This window comes from Succinivibrio dextrinosolvens, assembly GCF_900116345.1.
GTDB lineage: Bacteria > Pseudomonadota > Gammaproteobacteria > Enterobacterales > Succinivibrionaceae > Succinivibrio > Succinivibrio dextrinosolvens_B.
Map to the genome: position 1 here is coordinate 1 of NZ_FPAH01000012.1, position 21,240 is coordinate 21,240.

The following is a 21,240-nucleotide window of genomic DNA, read 5'->3' on the forward strand; positions in this document are numbered from 1 at the left end:
AATATTGGAGATATCAAGTTTATCAACAATTGTACTTACGAGTCTGACGGGATCTGAAGGGGAGATAAAATCACCAATACAAGGAGGAAGTAAGGCTAAATCATCTTGAATATAGGGTTTGAAAAGATCTTCTTTATCCATAACGATATTACCAATAATATAACTCTTTATATTATTAAGTATAGTATATTAACTTTGTATATCAAGGAAATAGATAAAGATTTAATATAAAAATATTATCAATAATGTTAATAAAACCACAAAATTTAGGTAAAAATAGAGGGCGACCTTTTTAGTCACCCTCTTAATTTTTGCATCATGGATTATGAACTAACTTTTTTTGCTAAGATTCTTAAGTTCCCTATATACCGTCATTCTCGACACACCAAGATCTTTTGCAATCCTAGTCATAGGAACTCCTGCAGAATATTTCTCATGACAGATTTTCTTTTTCTCATCAGTCATCACCACCGGTCTTCCTGATTTATAGGTTCCTCTGGCTTTAGCTGCAGCTATACCTTCTCTTTGACGTTCAAGAATAATTGATCTTTCAAACTCCGACACAGCACCCATCACTTGCAACATAAGCCGCGCTGTAGGATTTGATTCATCTTTTGAGAATACAAGATTCTGTGTAACAAAATGAACGGTGCAGCCTTTATCTGTAATCTCTTTTACAAGATCTAAAAGGTCTTTAAGATTTCTGGCAAGACGATCCATGGAGTGTACATAAATATGGTCTCCTTCTCTTATATAGGAGAGCATTCTTTCAAGCTCTGGTCTTTTTCTGTCTTTACCGGATATCTTCTCTTCAAAGGTTTTATCGAGCATTATTCCTGCAAGCTGTCTATCTGTATTTTGCTGGTAGCTGCTGACGCGGACATATCCCACGGATTGATAATTTGATGCCATAAATTAAACCATCTCTAAATTCCAAAGTATCATTCAAAGTATGCTCTTTTATATTCAGCTAACTATTTGTACTTTAAGAACAATATTTCAAATCATCCCCCCATCTCTAATTAAAAACTCATAAACACGTATTAAACTCCGGTCACAACTTACTTCCATACTCCCCGACTAATCGAAGTATTGAAAATCTTGTTAGTTGAATTACATTTATTTGTATATATGAAAAGAATATAAGGATAAACATGAAGAAACTATGTTTTCTGGCAGGCTTACTGCTCCTCTCCTCAAACTCTTATGCAGACAATCTTTTAGACAGATTCTTCAATACGGACGAAGTAAAAGCACAAAAAAATACCAGTAAGGTATCAGGTTCAGATGCAGAAGCCTTGGAACAGTCCTGCTTAAATGACAGCAATTCAAAAGCCTGTATTCTTGCAGGAAACAAATTCTCAGATGTTAATTCTGAGCATAAGGACTACTTAAAAGCAAAGGCAGTCTATGAGAAAGGCTGCAACCTCTCCAGCGGGCAAAGCTGTCTTAAGCTGGGTCAGCTATATGAGAAGAAATTATTAGAGGATAAAAACGGCTCTAATGTGGTTGATGCCTATACAAAAGGCTGTTCTTTTAATCATGCCTATTCCTGCTACGAGTTAGGCAATGTCCTTAAAAAAGGAATACTTGCAAAAAAGAACGAGCCAGAATCCCAAAAAAACTATAAAACCAGCCTTGATTTAGCTTCCAAAGGCTGTGACAGCGATAATGGCGAGGACTGTTTTGTCAAAGGAAACATCTATCTTTATGGAAGACTGGATAAGCCAGACTACCAGAAAGCTCATGAATATTATGAGAAGGCCTGTAATTTAAAGGAAGGCAGAGGCTGTACAAATCTTGGTTCGATGTATCTGGAGGGAGATGGAGTAAAACAGGATTTTGCGCAAGCCAAAGTCTATTTTGAGAAAGGCTGTGAGCTTAATGATCGAATCGGCTGTGGCAATATCGGTATTCTCTATGCCAACGGACAGGGTGTAGCACAGGATTTCAAACAGGCAAAAGTCTACTGGGAAAAATCCTGCTCTCTTAACGAAGGAAACGGCTGCGGTAATCTTGGACTTATATATGAAAACGCCCTGGGAGAAAAACAGGATCTTCAGAAGGCTAAAGCCTATTTTGAAAAAGCCTGCGAGCTCAATTCAGGCCGAGGCTGTGTAAATCTTGGGCTTCTTTATAATTCCGGACAGGCTGTAAAACAGGATTATAAAAAGTCCTACACCTACTGGGAAAAGGGATGCAGCCTTAACGAAGGCAACGGCTGCGTAAATGTGGGCTTGCTGTATGAAAACGGAGAAGGGGTAACCCAGGATTTTCAGAAGGCCCAAAGCTATTATGAAAAGGGCTGTAATCTTAATGCAAATGCCGGCTGTCTGAATCTTGGTCTCTTATATGGGAAAGGACAGGGGGTAAAAAAAGATCACGTGCAGGAGAAAATCTATTATGAAAAGGCCTGCAATCTCAATTCAGGCTCCGGCTGTGGAAATCTTGGATATCTGTATATTAACGGCCTTGGAGTTAAAACAGATTTAAATCAGGCTAGATCCTATTATGAGAAGGCCTGTGAGCTTAACAATGGTACCGGCTGTTTTGGTCTAGGCTTAATCTATGAGAACGGACACGGTGTACCAAAAGACAATAAGATCGCAAAAGAAAACTACAAAAAAGCCTGTGACTTAGGTCTGGAGGATGGCTGTGAGAGCTTTGCAAAACTCAAAGGGCAAGGCAATTAGGCTTTAACAAGCTCTATCTCAGTTTAGCCTGCCACACTCTCTCTTAACCAGGCAGGCTAAATAACAGCTTAAACCGACTCCAAATCACCAGATTATTCCACGCCAGTTCTCTTATATTCCCCTCGCTGATATTATCCTCACAGATATTCATCTTTCTGATATTCCCTCCCCATCCTTCTTAAAGGTTGTAATCAGAGTAGCCTCCGCAATTTCAATGATCATAGAATGTTATCTGACCATCGGACAATCCGACCATCCAGCCCCAGAAGAGTTCTCTATTCTCTTCATAACAGCTCTCTGCAGGAAAAATTCTGTGAGACATCAATTAAATATCAGGCAGTCTATCCTTAAACGCCCTTGAAGATGCAGAAAATCTTTTTATACTCAGAATGAATCTGTCTTTTTCTCCTGGAGTTGCCGTCTATGAATTCACTTAAGTTTTCTAAGGCTCTAAAGCTAAGCGCAATTGCTGCCACATGTTTCATTCTCACTGCCTGTACTTCTCAGAACAAGCTGCCACCACAGATCGATGCCTCAGGTGTAGGTACCGGAGGACATGCAGCAGTTTTCCCTCATTTCCTCGACAAGTCACAGTATCCAGACTACAGAACCGTAGTTGTAGCTCCTCCTAAAGAAGGCTCAGCTCTCTTTAAGAACGATGTGAAGATTTACAAGGAAACACGAAAACTCAAAGGCACACAGGACTGGATGGATGCTGCCAAAGGAGCAAGTCTCAGTGCTGATTATCTAAGTCAGTTCTATTCTCCTGCCTTTGGTATTGAGATTACCAAAGAAAAGACTCCATGGACCTATTATCTGATTCAGAGAGTAATCGGTGATGCCATCGACGGCGGTACCCGCACTCCTAAGAAGTTCTACAGCAGAGTAAGACCTTATCAGTATTTTGGGGACAGAACCTGTTCCACCAAGGAAGATGATGACAAGCATATAGGCTCAGGCTCATATCCTTCAGGTCACAGTGCCTATGGCTATCTTCTGGCCCTGATTCTTGCAGAAATCAATCCTGCCAATCAGGATGAAATCTATAAAAGCGGTATCAGGTACGGCTACAACCGTGTAGTCTGCGGCTTCCACTGGCAGTCTGATGTGGATATGGGTAGACGTATTGCTGCCTACATCAACGCTCGCCTTCATGCTGACAAGGATTTCCAGACTGCCTTAGCTAATGCCAAGGCTGAGTTTGCTGCAGCTAAAAAGAAGTAGGTTTTAGAAGGTTAGACATAAAAAAAAGAGAGCATTTACCTAACCGAATCCATGTTTACCAGTTCAAAAAGACTCTTCCCTTAACGAAAAGCCCCTCCATCTAATCTAGTGGAGAGACTTTCCTATAATTATCTTTCTAATCCGATACATCCACATCCGGAGCTATCTCAATAAGATACTCAGGATAGAGCTTTAAAAGTTCATCTCTAATGGTGGATACACCAAGAGTCGGTTCTATATCAAAGCTTAAGACCACATCAAAGGACATCTCTTTATTCTCAAGATCAACATAGAAGCCATGCATCTGCACACACCAGTCGTAGGAGGATACAAGATCGTGGACCTTTTTCTGAATCACGGAGGCCTCATCATCTGTGGTGTTGTAGGAGTAGAGTCCGACTCCTGCCAGAATTACTCCGGTCTGACGGTAAACCTTTCGCTCAAGACGACGGGTTAACCGATCAATCTCTCTTGCGGTCATATAGTCAGGCAGTTCCAGATGGACTGAGGCAAAGTCCTTTTCAGGTCCATAGTTGTACATGATGAGATCGTATGCGCCTCTAACCTCAGGCTCTTCGGTCAGAAGCTTTTTGATTCTTGAGGTTTTCTCTTTGTCAGCTCTGATACCCAGAATCTCATTGACCATCTCCACCATCATCTCAATACCCGCCTTGATGATGAATACCGAAATCAGGGCACCCACATAGGCCTCAAGAGAATAGCCTGTAAAGGTAAAGATGAGGGCACAGGCCAGAACCGAGGCAGAGAGCACCGCATCAAAAAGCGCATCCGCACCTGAGGCTATAAGGGCACCAGAATTAACCTTCTCCCCCTGCCCTTTCACATAGCGGCCCAAAGCAATCTTAAAGAGCACGGCTACAGCAATGATAATCAGAGAGGTGACACTGTACTGAGGCGTTTCTGGCTCGATAATCTTTTTAACAGACTCCACTGCTGCGGTGATACCGGCGTAAAGCACAATACCTGAGACAATCATCGCGCTCAGATACTCGATACGGCCGTAGCCTAAAGGATGTTTCTTGTCAGGCAGCTTGCCTGCAAGCTTGGTTCCCACAATGGTAATAATTGAGGATAAGGCATCGGAGAGATTGTTAACTGCATCGAGGAGGACAGCGATGGAATTGGACATGATGCCGATTACTGCCTTAAAGGCTGCCAGAAGGACATTGACAAGGATACCGATAACACTGGTTTTAACAATTACTTTATCGCGAATATTTTCCGTAGAGAGGTTCTGCTCTTTGTGATCTGACATATGGGGGATCCTTTTTATTTGATTGAGGCTGTCTTTTCTAATTTTAGTAGATAATACAGAATTAAAGCTGAGAGGAAACCTGACATTTTGGATTATCCGGTTAAACAGGCTGGCGATTACACCAGCCTCTGATAAATTTTTACAGAAAAAAACTATATAACCGACAAAAGTATCAGTAGAAAATTGAAAAGTCCTTTTTTATATAGTCAAAATACCTTTCTTTACAGTATTCTTCCTTCTTTCCTGTTTGTGAATTTGTTCGCATTCCATTGAACCAGATACTATGCTTGCCTGCATTTTTTCCGGTTTTATTTGTGACGCACTCCTTCAGGAACTCTTCAGATGACATGATCCACATCATCTCAAGTCTTTTTGAATAAAAGACAAAATAAAAGTTTTTGCTAGGCTCATGCGTAATTGCAGAGAACAGTGCTCCATCCCCCTCTTTAACATCATCAGATCTAGCTTTGATTTGAACTTCAATGAAAGTTCCATCTGAATTTTTGATGACACAGTCAACACCATGATCGTCAACCAAAGGAAGATAAACATCAAGACCTTCCATCAACATCTTACTTACAAGCAGGAATTCCATCCTCTTTCCGAAGCCGGCTGTGTGTCGAAAAGACATACCCATATATAACGACCTTATATTTATTATTTAAATAACATTCTTTAAAATAACGATTTGATTTTCAAATAATTATTTGAAAACAAAACAATATTATCAGATTATTGATTTTTTCTAAATCAAATTAACTATCTGTTATCAAGGAAAATTATGAATAAAAGTAATCGACTTTAATCTTACTCCATCCCACCTAATCTTCTTTGTGGCTGTATCATAATAATGTAGTTATAAAACAACAAGAATATGTGATATGTATACCATTTCTGAACAAAACCCTATCTGTTTATAGAAGTAGTTACATCTTTTTGGAATTTTTGATTTATACTTAAGTCAAAGGTTAAACGAAAAGAATATGATTCACGAATAAGAATTCAGCTTTCTTCAAAAGATTTTACAACTAAGAGGTAACGATTATGTCAGTAGGTGCAATTTCAACTTCAAGCGTAAATGCAATCAAGGGTACCGAGTTCGAGGGCATGTCCATCCAGATGATGGCAGCTATGGTTATGTTAGAGGTAGGTGCCACCAAGAAGAAAGAAGCAGAAATGAAAATCGGCGATATGAAGGCTCAGAATGATAAAGCAAAACAGCTGAATAATCTTTTGGACAAAATGAATTCCGAACTTGGTGCTATTACCAAAGATGAGGATAGCGACAAGGCTTCCAGAGGTGCAATTTTAGTTAAGTATATGAATGAAGCAAAAGGCTTAGGTGTTGATGTTTCTAATTGGGGTGGCTCTAAGTCTTCAGAGCAGGCGCGTGCTATAACTTCCGGCATTCAGCACCTGGCAGAAAACTGCAACTCTGACAACCAGACCCAGATGGTTAAGCTGCAGGACTTCATGGGCCAGTACAACAGCTTCGTAAGCGGTGCAAGTGATCAGATTAAGAATGCAAATCAGATCCTGCAGGGCCTGGCAAAGAATTAGTAATATATATCCTTATGTTTGTATTGAAGGGTACTTTAGAAAAAAGTACCCTTTTTGTTTGGCAAAAACTCCAGGCTTATCTTAAAACAGCATACTGGTCTCTTAAGACTTAATCAGAAGAACCGGAACCTAGAATAGAACCCCCAAAAAGTAGAAGTTTACAGGCAGGAGCACATCTTCCTGCCTTTCAAATCTTCTGAGTACATGCAGCGAAGGCAGATGTAGAGCCGATTCCGACTTATGATCTTACGGCTTTCACTTCAAAATTATCAGTAGTTACAAAAAATTAGAGAATGTACTCTTTTTTTGTGATTTAAGGCATATATCAGATTACAGATTCTGTTTTTTTCTACTTTTTGACATTATTATTAATTGTAGTTCTAAAATATATTTATCCATGGCAGAGACCGGATAAATGGATAATAATCAGGGGGCGTTCCTATGAGTGATTTAAATGTCAGAAACAACGGCAACAACAATGTCCAGCAGCTTGATAACCAACCTCAGGTAGAGGAAAATCATGCCCCAGAGGAAATGCGCAGAGCTAAACCTTCTAAATTTCTCACAGTGCTGCGTGTCATTGCCTGTATTTTTACAGTAGGTATTTCCGAGGGTGTTATTGCCCTTGTAAGAGACTGCATGCCAACCAGAACCCAACCAGATCAGGTTAATCCACGGAACCCAAATATGGTTCCTAATGCCAACCCACAGGTTGATCAGCACAATACTCAGCTTGGGGAAAACATTATGAGTAATACTCTTCCACAGGAATACAAGAGTGCGCTTGAGGAGGCAGCAGCACCGTTACGTAACCAGTTCGGAAACAAGATCATTCCGGATGACCTGGGAAAGTTACTTGAAAGTCCTACTTCTGACAAAAAGTCTCTGAACTATAAACTAAAAAGCCTTGTTAAAGAAAGCAATAATGAAGTAACTCCTCAGGTACTTAAGCAGCAGTTTGAGTCTCTACTTAAGGAGGAGGCAAGTTATCTGGCTCTAAGAGAGGCTGTGGTCGAGCATACAGTATCAGGGGATATCAAACTTCCAAATGAAGACGTACGTAATGTCAGCTGTGCAATTTTTGAAAAAGTAGGTGACGCGGCTAAAAACATTACAGATCTTGCCAGCGCCAAAAATCTTCTTGCGCAGAACCCTGAGGCAAAACGATTACTGACTAATCAGGTTGGTTTATTTATTATCTCCGCACGTAACACAACGAAGGTATACCCAGAGAACAATCCTGTGGTCCAGGGCCTGAATGCTGCACTGAATGAACTTAAGGCAAAATTTGGCAACCCCCTTAAATTTAACGATCTGTACTCTCTGCTTCAGGTTAAACTCCCAGGAGGACGTCCTCTTCATTCAGATCTGACTGCTACAGTCACCAACATTTATACAGCAGAGAGTGTTAAAAAAGATGTCATGGATAGATTACTTGAAATGCTGAAAACAGATTATCTGTGTGAGGCTATAGAAAACAAATTAACCCAGGCAGGACTGCCTAAAGAAGGTCCTGTAGCACAGGTTGTTGTTTCATCAGTAATCTCAGATTCAAATGCAGTTCAACAGCTTTACGACAATGCAAATGATAAGAAGACTCTTGATGATTTCATCGCGGTACAGGATAAACTGTTTGACAGGGTTATCGCTGAAGTAAAAACCAACATCACAGAGATGGAGAATAAATATCTGCCAACAGCCAATGCTGAAGTAAGATCAATTATTAAGAAATATATTCCACTGCTTCCATTTGACAACAAACACAAGGCTGCCTCTGAAGAGAAGCTTAAAGAAATGATTAAATATGTCGGCAAATGGAAAAATATGGATGCTGCAACTGATTTTGCAGGTTACGACGATATTAATAACACAGTTAAATCAGATCTGAGCTATCTGAAGGGAACCCATGCCCCAGGAGAGGCTACAAACACCTACACTGACGATATTTATCATACATTATACGATGACGCCCACAGAGGAATCTATGTGATAAACGGACAGCAGGTGGAGAGAAAGACTGATACTGTTATTGATAAGTTTAAAACAGAATTTTCCGGAAAAGATCGTCAGTTTATTACAAAACTTGCAAATCAGCGTATGCCAGCTCACTTCTTAACCCCAATGCTGATCAACGTTTTCCCTGGCATGGGAGCAATGAAGACTGATGGCAAACTTCTGACTGATGAAGAAAGGGACAGCGGATATATTCATTACAGAAGAGAGCATATAAATCTTGCAGACGACCCAACTTCGGAGGTACAGGAGAAGAAAGGGGATCAGGTCTATACCATTGAAACATCCGCAGATAAAAAGACCGGTACCCTGACTTATACCCGCAGACAGTACTTCAGAGCTGACGTTAAACCTGAGCAGAAGACTTTAGGTGCAGTTGATTTAACGGTTAAGATAAACTTCACCTTATCAGCTGGTTCTGAGAATGGAGTACCTTTTGTAAACAATATTGAATTCGGTCAGAAATTTACTGACGTCAAATAATAAAAACAAGGAGTAATCATGAAATCAGATGAGCTGCTCAAACAGCTTGGAGAAGTATTGAATATTGAGCTTAGTTTTACTGAAAACGGATACTGCAGTGTCCTGTTTGATGAAGACGAAGTAGTTTTTGAGAAGTTTGGTTCACAGCTGTATCTGATTTCCGAACTTGGAAAAATCCAGGACAATATGCAGGTTCTCAGAAGAGTTCTTTCAGCCAATTATCTTGGAGAGGAATCAGGACAGGCTACAATCTCAATCAAGGAGGAGGATGATACCTTTGTAATGCATAGAATTATAGATGGTGATATTCCCTATCCTGATTTTGAGAAAGTCCTGATAATCTTTCTGAAGGCTGTAAGATACTGGAAGGAATGGATTTCGATCCCATTCCCGGAAGATGCAGACAAAAAAAATGAAGCCTCTGTCAGGCCAGATTTTTCAATAATGGTCGACCAGCTGTCTTAACCTCTTGCGGTATCCAGAACAGATGGTCATCTCTTAAGACAGAGAAAAATTAAAGACATACTCCTGAGGAATATCTTCAGGAGTATTTGTGTCTGTAAAGAAAATCTATTCCTTTTCTACAAAGTACTCTTTACCTTTGTGGCACAGCGGACACACATAGTCATCAGGCTCTTCATCCAGAGAACCAACATGCTCATAGCCGCAGATCCTGCACACGTAAACCTTAACCTCGGAGTCATCAGAACCAGTCTTCTGCTGTTCACCTGTGTTTTCCTCAGTAGTTTCCGCCTTTGATGCTTCACAGGCAGTGTTTACTGTAAGACTGGCCTCATCTTTACGCTCTTCTCTCTTATGACGCTCAATTAGCTGCTTTAAAATCTCACCGTGATAACGCTCCTGTGAGCGAATCAGCTCCATTCCTTCTGCAGCATCAAGAGCCTCCTTTGTACCTAAAGCTCTTACCTTCGCAATAGTCTCCGGCATACGGCTGTCAGCATTCTCCTCTGCCTGACGGATATTATCCACAAGAGACCAGAAATCCTTAGGATATCTAGCATTCATTGCAGCGTAAAAGCCCGAATGATGAGATTCCATACTGGCAATCTCCGAGAAGACCTGAGCCGCCTCTGCATAGCCCTGCTCACGGGCCATTAAAGCCAGAGCCTGATAAATTATCGCACCATTGGCCTCGCCTTCCTCACTTTTGCGGATGATATCCTCTAACTCTGTACCTGCTGTTGAACCGTATACTGACATGGTTCATATCCTTTAATTTACATTTAACTAAATTTAATTTCATTAAATACATTATATTACTTTCTGGAGAACTGACAAGCGTATATTTACTTATACAGCAGATTTACTCCCTAACCGCTTGAAATGAAACTGAATTATGCTTTTGTCAAAAAAAATGAAGCTTCCAGCAATAAAAGTAATGCTGACCCGCTGTTCACACATAACAGCATGCTTTTTCCTGAATAAAAAAGAGAACTGAAAAAAAGCAGTTCCCTTTCTTTAAGACATCTGTCAGAGTCCTGTCTTCTGGATACTCTGACTCAGATAGCCCTCTTTTATAACATCCCCAGGTCCCACCGGATATACGTCGGATGCAATCTACTTAGGATACTCAAAGCAGAGCAGACGATAAGGCTTTTCATCCTCTTCAATTTCAGGAAAACGCCCAATCTTGTCAAAGAAGTTGTTATCGTTCTCATCATCATTGCACATGGAGACCTCACCTAAAAGAACAGGGCCGCCAGAGGTGTTGGTGATGAAGTTATGGTACAGGTAAGGAGTGATGGTGATACTCTCACCTGGATGCAGCAGTATCCTGCCACCGGCCTTCACGGTCTTTTTAATGCCGTCACAGGAGACAGTCACATCGGTATCAAGCTTCTGATTTTCATCATTGCCGTTCCACACCGTAATATAGATATCATTGCCGCCGCGGTTGATAATATCCTCCATCTTGTTCCAGTGATAATGGGTTGGAGCGAACTGACCAGGGTAAAGCATCAGCACCTTCTCAGCATAAGGCTTTGGATATTTGTCAGGAGCTTTGACATTACCGTTTCTGATGGTAAAAAGTGAGAAACCGTATTCCATGAACTTGCCGGTACCATAGTCGGTAATATCCCAGCCCAGACGGTTATCTATAATTTCCTGAGCCTCCTTCTTAACTGTATTCCACTTATCAGGAGCCCAGGAAGCAAACTCAGGCAGATAGAAATGACAATCTGCCAAAAGCTTTTCCATATCCCTTATGACTTTATTAATTTCAGAGCGTTTCATACGTAGTCCTTATAAACAATAAGGGACCTTATTATCCACAGCCATGGCAATAAAGTCCCGGTTAATAATCAGAGTAAAAGCTTTCTATTTCTTATCTGCGCTGAACTCAGCCTTGGCATATTGCATAGCTTCCATAAACTCGGCGTTGGAATGCAGTCTTGATACCACGTAGGAGGCAACAATACGGCCCAGTTCAACATCCGACTGCCAGTGGAAGCCACAGACTACACGGAAGAAGCCGTAATCAGTTCCCTTCTTGATGATTGCAGCCTGATTTACAGGATCAATCTCGGAGAGAACTAAAGCGAGTGCCTGTCCGTATGCAGAGTGACTTGAAGGATAGGAGTAGGTATGTACATGATCCTCTTCATCCTTTGGGGTTGAACAGGTTTGACTCTTGAAATATACAAAAGGACGGGTGCGCTTGTAGTGTTTCTTGATGCCCTTGGTGCCAGGACCTGCCACATCCGCAATCAGACGGGCAACCACATAGTACGTCCATGGAGTAGCCTCTTGAGTTATAGGCTTACTCATTGCAGGTGAGAAGTAGGCACTTAGAACCTCAGGCTTAATCTCCGCAAACTGTGCTGCATCCTTCCAGATCTGAGTACCCTTGAGTTTTCTGGTTTCCTTGAAGATCTTCTTGTCATTTTCAAAGATATAGGAGTTCTCTGCTGGAGGTGGAGGTACCAGCTTTACAAAATCAGGATATCTGTCCTTTGGTTCAAACTGAATCAGTCTACCTTTATCGTTTCTAAAAGAATCAAGATCAGGAGGCAGCTTTGTTTTATCTGTAGCACAGGCTGAAAGTATCAGAGCTGCTGCAAGAGTAAGAGAGACTTTTCCAAGATTTTTCAGAGAACCTGTAAACATATAAACCTCTTTATTAGAACTGTCAGTGACAAAGACAGAGAGGACACGTCACCTACCTCTATCATTGGTGATTTTTTCTGAAATTTCAGCGGAGTATTTCAAAAATCAGAAAAAATCCGGTGACAGAGGTAACACTTAGAAAAATTAAAAGCGGTAAACTACTCTACCGCTTCTAAGAGAAAACTTACCGGTCTGAAACCGTCATTGCATGAAATCATGGCTGACTTAGGATTCTTCATCCAGTCACCATAGATTCTCTCTCCGCCGCAACCTAGAGTCATCATGAAAGGTGTCAGGGTCTGCCAGGCACTTTCACAGATCTCGTGAGGTTTTAAGGAGAAATCATCTACAGTGAAGATCATGCCTTCGCTCATTGGGCATGGATCATCCTGAGGGATTTCATATTTAGCGGAAAGGTCTTCATGATTTGCGATTTTCACAACGGTGATACGTACTTTGCACATATTATTTTCTCCGTATGTATGTTTGCTGTAGAAATTTTTTATTATTTTTTTTCTTTAATAAAAGCTTTTTTTTGTTTTTTTCGCAAGAAATGGAATTCGTTTTTTGGAGAGTCCGCACAGCATATTATTCAATTTTTACAGATTTTCTTAAAAAACATAAAGATAGGCTAAGAGCCTGCCGATAACTGCATTAGTTAACAGTTTTAAAAAGAAATTCAGAGATTGCCCCGTGTTTTTTGGAGCAATTTCAAATAACCTGAAAAAAATAAGGATAATCTTCAGCTCTATATCTATAATTTGATAGATCCAGATGATTTTTTCAGGTTTTTTCAATAGATAGTTTGGTGAAAGAACATGGCAGGACTGATAGACAGTATTGAACAAAAAACAGGAATCGTAGGACAGAACCGCATGGAGATGCTTCTGTTCAGACTTCCAAATAATCCACAGCTTTACGGTCTGAATGTTTTTAAGATCCTTGAAATCGTTCATTGCCCTCATATTACAATTCTGCCTAAACTGCATCAGTCAGTAATCGGTGTGATTGATGCCCGTGGAATCACCTCGTCTGTTATCGATTTAAGCTTTGCCATGGGTGGTCCCGCCACTAAGAATCTGGACAAGCAGCTGCTTTTGATGACCGAATACAACAAGTCCATTCAGGGTTTCGTGGTCAACCGTGTAGAGCGTATCGTGGATATCAGCTGGGATAAGATTAAGCCTGCCCCTCAGGGTGTTGGTCAGAAATCCTATCTGGTGGCGGTTACTGAATTTGACCATGAGCTGGTGGAAATCATCGACGTAGAGAAGATCCTGTCTGAAATTTCTCCTGACAAGAAGGTCATTGCTGAACATCCTGATGATGTTAAGGCACATCTGCAGGAAATCATCAGACCTAATGCCAAGATTCTGGTGGCCGATGACTCCAAGATCGCCTTAAAACAGACCGTCAATACCGTGAAGAGTCTTGGTCTGGAGGCTATTGAGGCACGTGACGGCAAGCAGGCTTTGGAAATTATCAACAAGTACCAGTCTGAAGGTAAGCTCAGTGAGATTGAGCTTCTGATCTCCGACGTGGAAATGCCGGAGCTTGACGGCTACTCTCTGTCTGCAGCTATCCGCAAGAACCCTCTGTTAAAGGAGCTGTATGTAATTCTGCATACCTCCATTTCCGGTGTATTCAACGAGAGTATGCTCAAACGCGCAGGCGCCAACGGCTTTATTGCTAAGTTCGATCCGGAAATTCTATCCTCCACCATCATCAGTGCCATTGAGTCACTGCATAACGGCTTCAATCCTGCCGATGGAATTCTGGAGAATTTCGACAAGGCCAAGGAAGCCAGTGACAGCTTCAAGTACGACAAGAGTAAAGGCAGTTAGAGATTAACCAATTCTCTCTCAAAGATCCTGAGGAGTTATGGAATTCCTCAGGATTTTCTTTTTTTGAAGTGAGATTTCTGGACCTTGAAAACTTCAGTGTCTGAGGACCTATTCCTTGATAGGCATATAGAAAAGCTCGCCCCAGTCATGATCCTTCTTGTAGTTCATCATCATAACCAGCAGCATTGAAGGGATCAGATCGCTCATAAAGCCTACCGCATCCTCGATTGTCTCACGGTTTAACCTGCTGCCGCAGGAGGAGCCGCCATGCATCAGCTGGTTGCGAATTACATACAGACGATCAAAAACAATGGAGAGAATGGTGCTTACATCCATTTTTATGCGGCAGTCGTTGTACTTCTTCACGGAAGCAGCCAGAGAACGGTCCCAGTCAGCCGCATTTTTATCACCTTTGGAATAATCCCAGAACTTCTGGAAGGTGAATTTGTTTTCTACCAGAAAGGAGATTCTCATGGCGTACTTGCCACAGACCACAGATGCCAGAAGATTTATCGAGTCCAGAGAAATAATCTTTTCAATAAAGTTCTTAAAGGCATATTTTTCACTGTTGGCATGATCCATTGGCGGAAGGGATTTTCCATAAGCGGCGTTAAAGGCAATCCACAGACAGTTGACATCCTCCTCTTGCTGAAGCAAGGGGATTCCTACTGCTGACATTACTGTTCAGCTTCAGAGGGTTCACAGTGCTGACTCCTTTTGGAGTTCACTTCCTGCGCTAGCCGGGCGAGCCCCGCCCTTAGGATATTTCCCGCTGCATTTTCATCTGCATTAGCTGTATATCCACAGTTCGTACAGCAGAAATGAGCCTGAGTTCTACGATTGTCTTTTGAGACATGACCGCATTTAGGACAGGTTCTGCTGGTATTCTTCGGGTTAATCTGTAAAAAGATATGACCTCTCTTTTTCTGCTTGTATTCAAGCATCTTAAAGAATTGTCCCCAGCCTTCAGATAAAATGGAACGGTTAAGTCCTGACTTTGCTTTTACATTCTTACCAGGATTTAACAGGCTTCCTTTTGCACTTTTCGTCATATTCTTTATCTTCAGCTCCTCAGCAACAACAATTGCGTGGCTATTGCATATCTGTGTGCTGAGCTTCTGATGAATGTCATAACGAATATTGGCTTTCTTCTGATGAAGTCTGGAGATTCTTTTTATAAGTCTTAATCTTCTGTTAGAGCCTTTCTTTTTATTTTTTAGCTGTCTCTGAGCAATAGCTATCTTTTCATCAAGACGGGTAAGCTCATTACTCTTTAGTGACTCTTCATAACGTCCGTCAGAGAAGGTGCAGAAGCGTACTGCTCCCATATCTATACCCAAAGCATTATCAGCCTCAGTCTCTAACATGGTTTTAAGGTCTATTTCAGGTACTTCTATTTCTTTCTGGGTCTGTATAGATACATACCATTCTCCAGAAAAGAATGAGACGGTTACATTCTTTATGTCTCCTTCTATATCTCTGGACTTTCTGTACCTTACAAAACCGGTCTTTGGAAGAAAGATTCTCTTATTCTTCTCATCCAGATTTATGCCCTGAGGAAATCTTATAGAGTTGTATCCGTTTTTGGTCTTGAATTGAGGATATCCGCCTTTACCTTTGAAGAACCTGCTAAAAGCACTGTACAAGTCCTGCATCTTTTGCTGCAGCACCTGAGAGTGCCCCTGAGTCTTGAGAAAGCTGTTTTCTTCCTCTGCCATCAGTTTATTAAGATCATATGTAAATGAAAATCTATTTATAGGTCTTGGCTTTGGTACTAAAGAAACATCTTCTCCCCAGCATTTGGCTGATTCGATGTCTTCAAGATATTCCTTATATTCCTCATTTCTTCCAGTCAAGACCTGGTTCCATGCATATCTGGCAGAGCCGCAGAGCTGAAGTAATCTTCTCTGCTGTGCGCCATTAGGTCTTAACCTATATCTGTATGCCTGTTTCCAGTTGATATTCATTTACGATGAAAGGACTCTAACAAGATTATTAACAATTGAAGATGACAGTATAAAAAAAAAACAGAATTTTTGCACGGCCGACATTGTGTTTACAATTTGCATGTCCATCTGGTTTTTGTGATTAAATACAGACGTAAAGTATTAACAGCAGCTATCTTAGGAGAACACAGAAATATCTTTTCGTTAGTATGTGTCAGATTTGAATCAAAACTATTAGCATTTGATGGAGAGGCTGACCATGTTCATCTGCTAGTCGGTTATCCTCCAAAAGTTGCAATCTCAAAACTAGTTCAAGCTCTCAAAGGCTATTCGAGTCTAATTATCAGAAAAAAGAATTATCCGTCTATACAAAAAAATCTTTGAGGGAAAGCTCTTTGGACGCCATCCTATTTTGCTTGCAGTTGTGGATGAGCCTCAATTTCTATCATCAGACAATATATAGAACAACAGAACACTCCTGATTAGAAAATATCCATTTTCTAATCGGCACGCTTCATCCTCGCAGTAAACTGCGTGGTTTTAGCGTGCCTATTACTTTATAATAGAGAGACAAAAGCAAGACTTAACAACGATATGGAATTGCATTTCTTCGAAATAAACAAATTCCAGAAGAAACCAATAGAAGAAATGACCAGAATCGAACGCTGGCTTGCGTATTTCTCAAATAAGCTTAGCGCAAAAGAGCTGGAGGAACTAGGGATGAAGGACTCAGGAATTCAAGGCGCCTTAGATGCATCAGATATATTTATGGCAAACAAAGAAGAGCGCAATGCCTACATTAGACGAGAAATGGCAATTATGGACCAAGTTTCTGACAGAGAAGGCTTCATCCAAGAAGGTTTTGAAAAAGGATTCGATCAAGCGGTTAACAGAATCATCACAAATATGATTCAAGCCGGACTTGATGATAGTCAGATCTCAAAATTCACCAACCAGTCTTTAGAAACAATTCAACAAATTAGAGAAGATTTGAAAAAAGCTAAATAATAATCATTTGAAAAGCCTACTGATTTGTTTCAGTTGGCTTAAATAATCTTTTTTTTAAAAAAAATGAATAAACCACAAAATCAGAATGCCATAAAAGCATCAGACAAATTCATGGACAATATGGATGAACGATTAGCATACATTAATCGAGAAATGGCGATTATGGATGAAATTTCAAACAGAGAAGGTTCTCTCAAGGAAGGTTTTGAAAAAGGATTCGATCAAGCGGTTAACAGAATCATCACAAATATGATTCAAGCCGGACTTGACGATAGTCAGATCTCAAAATTCACCAACCAGTCTTTAGAAACAATTCAACAAGTTAGAGAAGCGTTAAGAAAAGAGAAATAATAATCATTTGAAAAGCCTTCTGATTTGTTTCAGTTGGCTTTATCCATCTTTGCCAAAAAGCTAATTCCGTGCATTTTTTTCTGTAAGATTTACTCAATTTTCGATCCTAAAATACCTCTATCCTTTTCTGTAGATTAAACGTGAGACGATCATGGAAAATATACGTGTAAACGGAAAAAACTACTCCATTACAAAACTATTAGGTCATGGCAAAGGCGGTTATTCCTACCTTGCAGAGGACAGTGAGCATCAGCAGTTTGTCCTAAAGCAGATACATCACGAGCCATGCGACTACTACACCTTCGGCAACAAGATTGAAGCTGAAAGAAATGACTATGTGCGATTAAAAAATGCAGGCATCAGAATTCCTCGCATGATCGATATAGACGCAGAAAACGAGCGTATCGTTAAAGAATACATTGAAGGTGAGACTATATACGATCTGGTAAAAAAGGATCTCAGTGTAGAAGCCTATCTGCCGCAGATTAGGGAAATGGCTGACAAGGCCCATAACAGCGGCCTTAATATTGACTATTTTCCAACCAACTTTGTGGTAAGAAACGGCCTCATTTACTACGTGGACTATGAGTGCAACTCCTATATGGAGGAGTGGAATTTTGAAAACTGGGGGATTAAATACTGGTCAAGAACACCTGAATTTGAAGACTATCTGAAAAAACATCCTTAATAATCTCTATTTAGGCCTTTTCTGCTGGTATACAGGCCAGCAGCTTTTGTATTAATTCCTCCTCAAATGTAACATACCGACTCTAATCTGCTAGGATCACACAAAGACAGTACACAAAAGCAGGTGCCTTATCATGGAGCTGGAAAGCAAAATCTTTGAGAGAAAAACGGTAATTGAGTCCGCGCTCATACCATACGGTTTTCAAAAGACCAATAAAGGCTACCTCTATACCAAAGATTTTCTTAAAGGAGCCTTTAAGGCGCAGGTTATAATCACTTCAGGCGGAGTAGTGTCAGGCAAGGTTATCGATAACGGAACTGATGAGGAATATATCCTGCTCCATGTGGAAAATCAGAGCGGCGCCTATGTAGCAAAAGTAAGAAAAGCCTATACCTTAATTCTTAAAGATATTGCCGCAGCCTGCTTTCGAACCAATCCTTTCCTCAAGCCTCAGTCCAATCGTCTAACACTCAGTATTGAGTGTCAATATCAGGAGAAACCAGACTATCCTTTTGCAAAACTTCCAACCTATGGAGTCTTCAGATATCCTGCAAACAGAAAGTGGTATGCTCTGATCATGAATCTCAAGCGTTCTCAGGTAGACAAGGAATGTACCGGCAAACAGAAAGATGAAATCGTAGAGGTTGTTAATCTTAAGATTGAAGAGAGCGCAGAACATGAACTGCTAAAAATCAGAGGTATATATCCAGGTTATCATATGAACCGCGCTCACTGGATCAGCATAATTCTGGATGACACTCTTGAGGATGAATTCATTCTTGAGCTCATCGATAAAAGTCGCTCCTTTGCAGTTAGCGGCAAGGCTAGAATCAAAGGACAGCAGGAGCATTGGATTATTCCTGCCAATCCGGAATTCTTCAACGTGATTGAGCATTTCACCTCCAGCAAAGAGGTACTCTGGAAACAGAGTTCAAGACTGCAGGAAGGAGATATCGCCTATATCTATGTAACGAGTCCTGACTCTGAAATCCGCTTTGTATGCGAGGTGCTGCAGCCAGATATTCCTTACAAGTATGAAGATCAGAATCTTAAGGTGAAAAAAGCGGTAAAGCTTAAGGTGTTACGCGAAATACCAAAAGGTCTCTGCCCTATCAGAAAAATGCGAGAACTGGGAGTAAAAGCTGTTAGAGGACAGCGAACTGCCTCACCGGAGCTTATAGATTTTCTGAAAAACATCCTTTCACATTAATTTATCCTTTTGCCTCAAAAAAGGACTCATGTCATAAGAGTATGGCTGCATGATACAATGTCTGCTCAGAGAACAGGTTGGACTTATGACATCAAAAATAATAATCGGGCATCTTTATGCTCTTTTCATCATCGTGGTATGGGGACTTACCTTTGTCAGCAGCAAGATTCTGCTTAAAGACTTCACTCCTGTTGAGATCCTCTTTGACAGATTTATTCTTGCAACCTTAGCTTTATTTATAATGTGTCCAAAGTCGCTGAAGTTCATTTCCTGGAAGGTGGAGCTATATTCCGCACTGGTGGGCTTCTTCGGTATCACCATCTACTTTGTCTTTGAAAACAACGCACTCATATACTCCAATGCTGCCAATGTAAGTCTAATTGTCTCAACAGCCCCTTTCTTCGTGGGACTTCTGAACTATTTTCTGGATAAAGACAAGCCAACCTTAAACTTCTTCATCGGCTTTGTGGTGGCAATAATAGGAATATTCTTCCTGTCCTTCGGCTCAATGTCCATGAACATCAATCCCATAGGTGATCTGATGGCCATCGGCAGTGCCGTGGTCTGGGGCTTTTACAGTCTGTATGTGGTTAAGCTGCAGAGACTGCATATCTCAAGCTTTACCATTACCACAAAATCCTTCTTCTATTCAGTGGTGCTGACCTTGCCACTGATGATAGGTAACTACAGCCTGAAGATAGAGCGTATTTTTGAGCCGGTTAACCTTATAAACTTCGCCTTCCTGGCATTTCTTGCCTCATCACTGAGCTTTTTTCTGTGGTCTAAATCCATTGAATATATAGGATCGATAAAAACCAACGTTTATATCTACGGTATTCCGGTAGTAACAGCTATCGGTGCGATATTTATTCTTGATGAGAAGTTCAATATGTACAGCGCCATCGGTATGACACTGGCAATCGGAGGTCTGGTTATATCCCAGATTAAGAAAAAACAGAGAGAGCAGTAGGAATAGAGTCCTGCCAGAGAGGCAGGACCTGCGAGAGTAACTATTTCTTTGGAGTATCCTGTTCAGCCTTCTCTTTCCAATTCTCAGAGACCGCCCTTCCTTCAACAGCTTCCGCAGCAAAGGAGGCAACGGCATCAAAATTCTTTCTTACGCCTGTTTTAGTTGCCTTGTACTGAACCACACGATCAGAGGTGATACCGATAGCTCCGGCCTCGGATACAGCATCAATGTTTGCGCCCAGGAAGATAAATTCCCAGCCGGCTTCCTTCTTATCCTCAATCAGCTTTTTAACATTCTGCTTTGTATACTCACGGCTGGAGTTTTCCTTACCGTCGGTAATAATGGCAAAAATAACCTTGTTTTTCTTATCGTTAACACCATAATAGCCATTCACCTTATCGATAGTCATACCGACACTGTCTAGCAGGGCGGTTGTCCCCTGAGGCATATAATCCTCATTGGTAAGGTTTCTGATTTCACTTAAAGGCTTTCTCTCGTGAATATAGTTCGAATTGTTGTTGAACATTACTGTGGTCACATCAGTTTTAACATCCACTTTACGCTGCTTGTCCAGCATCGAATTGAAGCCTCCGATGGTATCGCTTTCCATGCCATGCATCGAACCTGATTTATCCAGAATCATGACCAGATCAACGTGGTCATATTTCTTTTCAGTTTCAACAGTAGCCAGAACGGAAGTAGAAAAAACAGTCAAAACAAGTCCAAACAGAGCAAAGATCTTCTTCATAAGAGTTTTTCCTTAAAAAAATGAAAGCTATACGTCGATTATAGGTGTAAAAAAATTAGCAAAGAGTGAGTTAGATCGGAGAGTTTGATCTCATAGT

Annotated in this window: 21 protein-coding genes and 1 pseudogene; 12 read left to right on the top strand and 10 right to left on the bottom strand. The window is 40.9% G+C overall.

Annotated elements, in window-relative coordinates:
* Positions 1 to 330: 330 nt before the first annotated feature.
* A complete protein-coding gene (locus BM308_RS05440) occupies positions 331 to 912 on the bottom strand; it encodes a recombinase family protein (protein ID WP_074943515.1) in 582 nt (193 codons plus the stop codon).
* Positions 913 to 1,154: 242 nt separating this feature from the next.
* On the opposite strand from BM308_RS05440, the gene BM308_RS13590 reads away from it, so the two are divergent.
* Positions 1,155 to 2,693, top strand: coding sequence for a tetratricopeptide repeat protein (locus BM308_RS13590; protein ID WP_074943517.1), 1,539 nt, complete (start codon positions 1,155 to 1,157; stop codon positions 2,691 to 2,693).
* Between the two features lie 423 nt (positions 2,694 to 3,116).
* Positions 3,117 to 3,917 carry an acid phosphatase gene (locus tag BM308_RS05450; RefSeq protein ID WP_074943519.1) on the top strand — a complete coding sequence of 267 codons (801 nt, stop codon included), beginning with the start codon at positions 3,117 to 3,119 and terminating at the stop codon, positions 3,915 to 3,917.
* Positions 3,918 to 4,053: 136 nt separating this feature from the next.
* Here BM308_RS05450 and BM308_RS05455 read toward each other — a convergent pair whose 3' ends face one another.
* A complete protein-coding gene (locus BM308_RS05455; protein ID WP_074943521.1) occupies positions 4,054 to 5,193 on the bottom strand; it encodes a cation diffusion facilitator family transporter in 1,140 nt (379 codons plus the stop codon).
* 172 nt (positions 5,194 to 5,365) lie between these two features.
* On the bottom strand, positions 5,366 to 5,830 hold the full coding sequence (locus tag BM308_RS05460; protein WP_074943523.1) for a hypothetical protein: 465 nt from the start codon (positions 5,828 to 5,830) through the stop codon (positions 5,366 to 5,368).
* Between the two features lie 407 nt (positions 5,831 to 6,237).
* Between BM308_RS05460 and BM308_RS05465 the strand changes: the two genes are divergently transcribed.
* The 3 genes from BM308_RS05465 (at position 6,238) to BM308_RS05475 (ending at position 9,714) form a co-directional block, all read left to right on the top strand.
* Positions 6,238 to 6,753 carry a hypothetical protein gene (locus BM308_RS05465; RefSeq protein ID WP_074943525.1) on the top strand — a complete coding sequence of 172 codons (516 nt, stop codon included), beginning with the start codon at positions 6,238 to 6,240 and terminating at the stop codon, positions 6,751 to 6,753.
* A gap of 441 nt (positions 6,754 to 7,194) precedes the next feature.
* Positions 7,195 to 9,249 carry a hypothetical protein gene (locus BM308_RS05470; RefSeq protein ID WP_074943527.1) on the top strand — a complete coding sequence of 685 codons (2,055 nt, stop codon included), beginning with the start codon at positions 7,195 to 7,197 and terminating at the stop codon, positions 9,247 to 9,249.
* 18 nt (positions 9,250 to 9,267) lie between these two features.
* Positions 9,268 to 9,714, top strand: a complete 447-nt coding sequence (locus tag BM308_RS05475) for a type III secretion system chaperone (RefSeq protein WP_074943529.1) — start codon at positions 9,268 to 9,270, stop codon at positions 9,712 to 9,714.
* 105 nt (positions 9,715 to 9,819) lie between these two features.
* Here the strand turns inward: BM308_RS05475 and BM308_RS05480 are convergent, their stop codons facing one another.
* The 4 genes from BM308_RS05480 to BM308_RS05495 form a co-directional block, all read right to left on the bottom strand.
* The gene (locus BM308_RS05480) at positions 9,820 to 10,470 is read right to left on the bottom strand and encodes a ferritin family protein (RefSeq protein ID WP_074943531.1); all 651 of its coding nucleotides are present in this window, start codon (positions 10,468 to 10,470) and stop codon (positions 9,820 to 9,822) included.
* A 357-nt stretch (positions 10,471 to 10,827) separates the two neighbouring features.
* Positions 10,828 to 11,505 carry a D-lyxose/D-mannose family sugar isomerase gene (locus BM308_RS05485; RefSeq protein ID WP_074943533.1) on the bottom strand — a complete coding sequence of 226 codons (678 nt, stop codon included), beginning with the start codon at positions 11,503 to 11,505 and terminating at the stop codon, positions 10,828 to 10,830.
* An 84-nt stretch (positions 11,506 to 11,589) separates the two neighbouring features.
* Positions 11,590 to 12,378, bottom strand: a complete 789-nt coding sequence (locus BM308_RS05490; protein WP_074943535.1) for an acid phosphatase — start codon at positions 12,376 to 12,378, stop codon at positions 11,590 to 11,592.
* A gap of 158 nt (positions 12,379 to 12,536) precedes the next feature.
* Positions 12,537 to 12,842 (bottom strand): TIGR04076 family protein, encoded by a 306-nt coding sequence (locus BM308_RS05495; RefSeq protein ID WP_074841321.1) that lies wholly within the window; start codon positions 12,840 to 12,842, stop codon positions 12,537 to 12,539.
* Between the two features lie 354 nt (positions 12,843 to 13,196).
* Here BM308_RS05495 and BM308_RS05500 point away from each other — a divergent pair, with 354 nt between their 5' ends.
* Complete coding sequence (locus tag BM308_RS05500) at positions 13,197 to 14,222, top strand: chemotaxis protein (RefSeq protein ID WP_074943538.1); 1,026 nt, start codon at positions 13,197 to 13,199, stop codon at positions 14,220 to 14,222.
* A 108-nt stretch (positions 14,223 to 14,330) separates the two neighbouring features.
* On the opposite strand, the gene BM308_RS05505 is transcribed toward BM308_RS05500, so the two are convergent.
* Complete coding sequence (locus BM308_RS05505) at positions 14,331 to 14,879, bottom strand: hypothetical protein (RefSeq protein ID WP_143098570.1); 549 nt, start codon at positions 14,877 to 14,879, stop codon at positions 14,331 to 14,333.
* 20 nt (positions 14,880 to 14,899) lie between these two features.
* Positions 14,900 to 16,189: an RNA-guided endonuclease InsQ/TnpB family protein gene (locus BM308_RS05510; RefSeq protein WP_074943541.1), complete on the bottom strand. Its 1,290-nt coding sequence runs from the start codon at positions 16,187 to 16,189 to the stop codon at positions 14,900 to 14,902.
* Between the two features lie 69 nt (positions 16,190 to 16,258).
* On the opposite strand from BM308_RS05510, the pseudogene tnpA reads away from it, so the two are divergent.
* From tnpA to BM308_RS05540, 6 genes and pseudogenes are all read left to right on the top strand, one after another.
* Positions 16,259 to 16,600 (top strand): annotated as a pseudogene (gene tnpA, locus BM308_RS05515) (IS200/IS605 family transposase).
* Between the two features lie 102 nt (positions 16,601 to 16,702).
* Positions 16,703 to 17,176 (top strand): Rpn family recombination-promoting nuclease/putative transposase, encoded by a 474-nt coding sequence (locus tag BM308_RS05520; protein ID WP_074943543.1) that lies wholly within the window; start codon positions 16,703 to 16,705, stop codon positions 17,174 to 17,176.
* 120 nt (positions 17,177 to 17,296) lie between these two features.
* Positions 17,297 to 17,527, top strand: a complete 231-nt coding sequence (locus tag BM308_RS05525; RefSeq protein WP_143098571.1) for a hypothetical protein — start codon at positions 17,297 to 17,299, stop codon at positions 17,525 to 17,527.
* A gap of 151 nt (positions 17,528 to 17,678) precedes the next feature.
* Positions 17,679 to 18,215, top strand: coding sequence for a BUD32 family EKC/KEOPS complex subunit (locus BM308_RS05530; RefSeq protein WP_074943546.1), 537 nt, complete (start codon positions 17,679 to 17,681; stop codon positions 18,213 to 18,215).
* A gap of 133 nt (positions 18,216 to 18,348) precedes the next feature.
* A complete protein-coding gene (locus tag BM308_RS05535) occupies positions 18,349 to 19,425 on the top strand; it encodes an MmcQ/YjbR family DNA-binding protein (protein WP_074943548.1) in 1,077 nt (358 codons plus the stop codon).
* A gap of 85 nt (positions 19,426 to 19,510) precedes the next feature.
* Complete coding sequence (locus tag BM308_RS05540) at positions 19,511 to 20,395, top strand: DMT family transporter (protein ID WP_074943619.1); 885 nt, start codon at positions 19,511 to 19,513, stop codon at positions 20,393 to 20,395.
* 40 nt (positions 20,396 to 20,435) lie between these two features.
* Here BM308_RS05540 and BM308_RS05545 read toward each other — a convergent pair whose 3' ends face one another.
* The gene (locus BM308_RS05545; RefSeq protein WP_074943550.1) at positions 20,436 to 21,143 is read right to left on the bottom strand and encodes a vWA domain-containing protein; all 708 of its coding nucleotides are present in this window, start codon (positions 21,141 to 21,143) and stop codon (positions 20,436 to 20,438) included.
* Positions 21,144 to 21,240 lie beyond the last annotated feature (97 nt).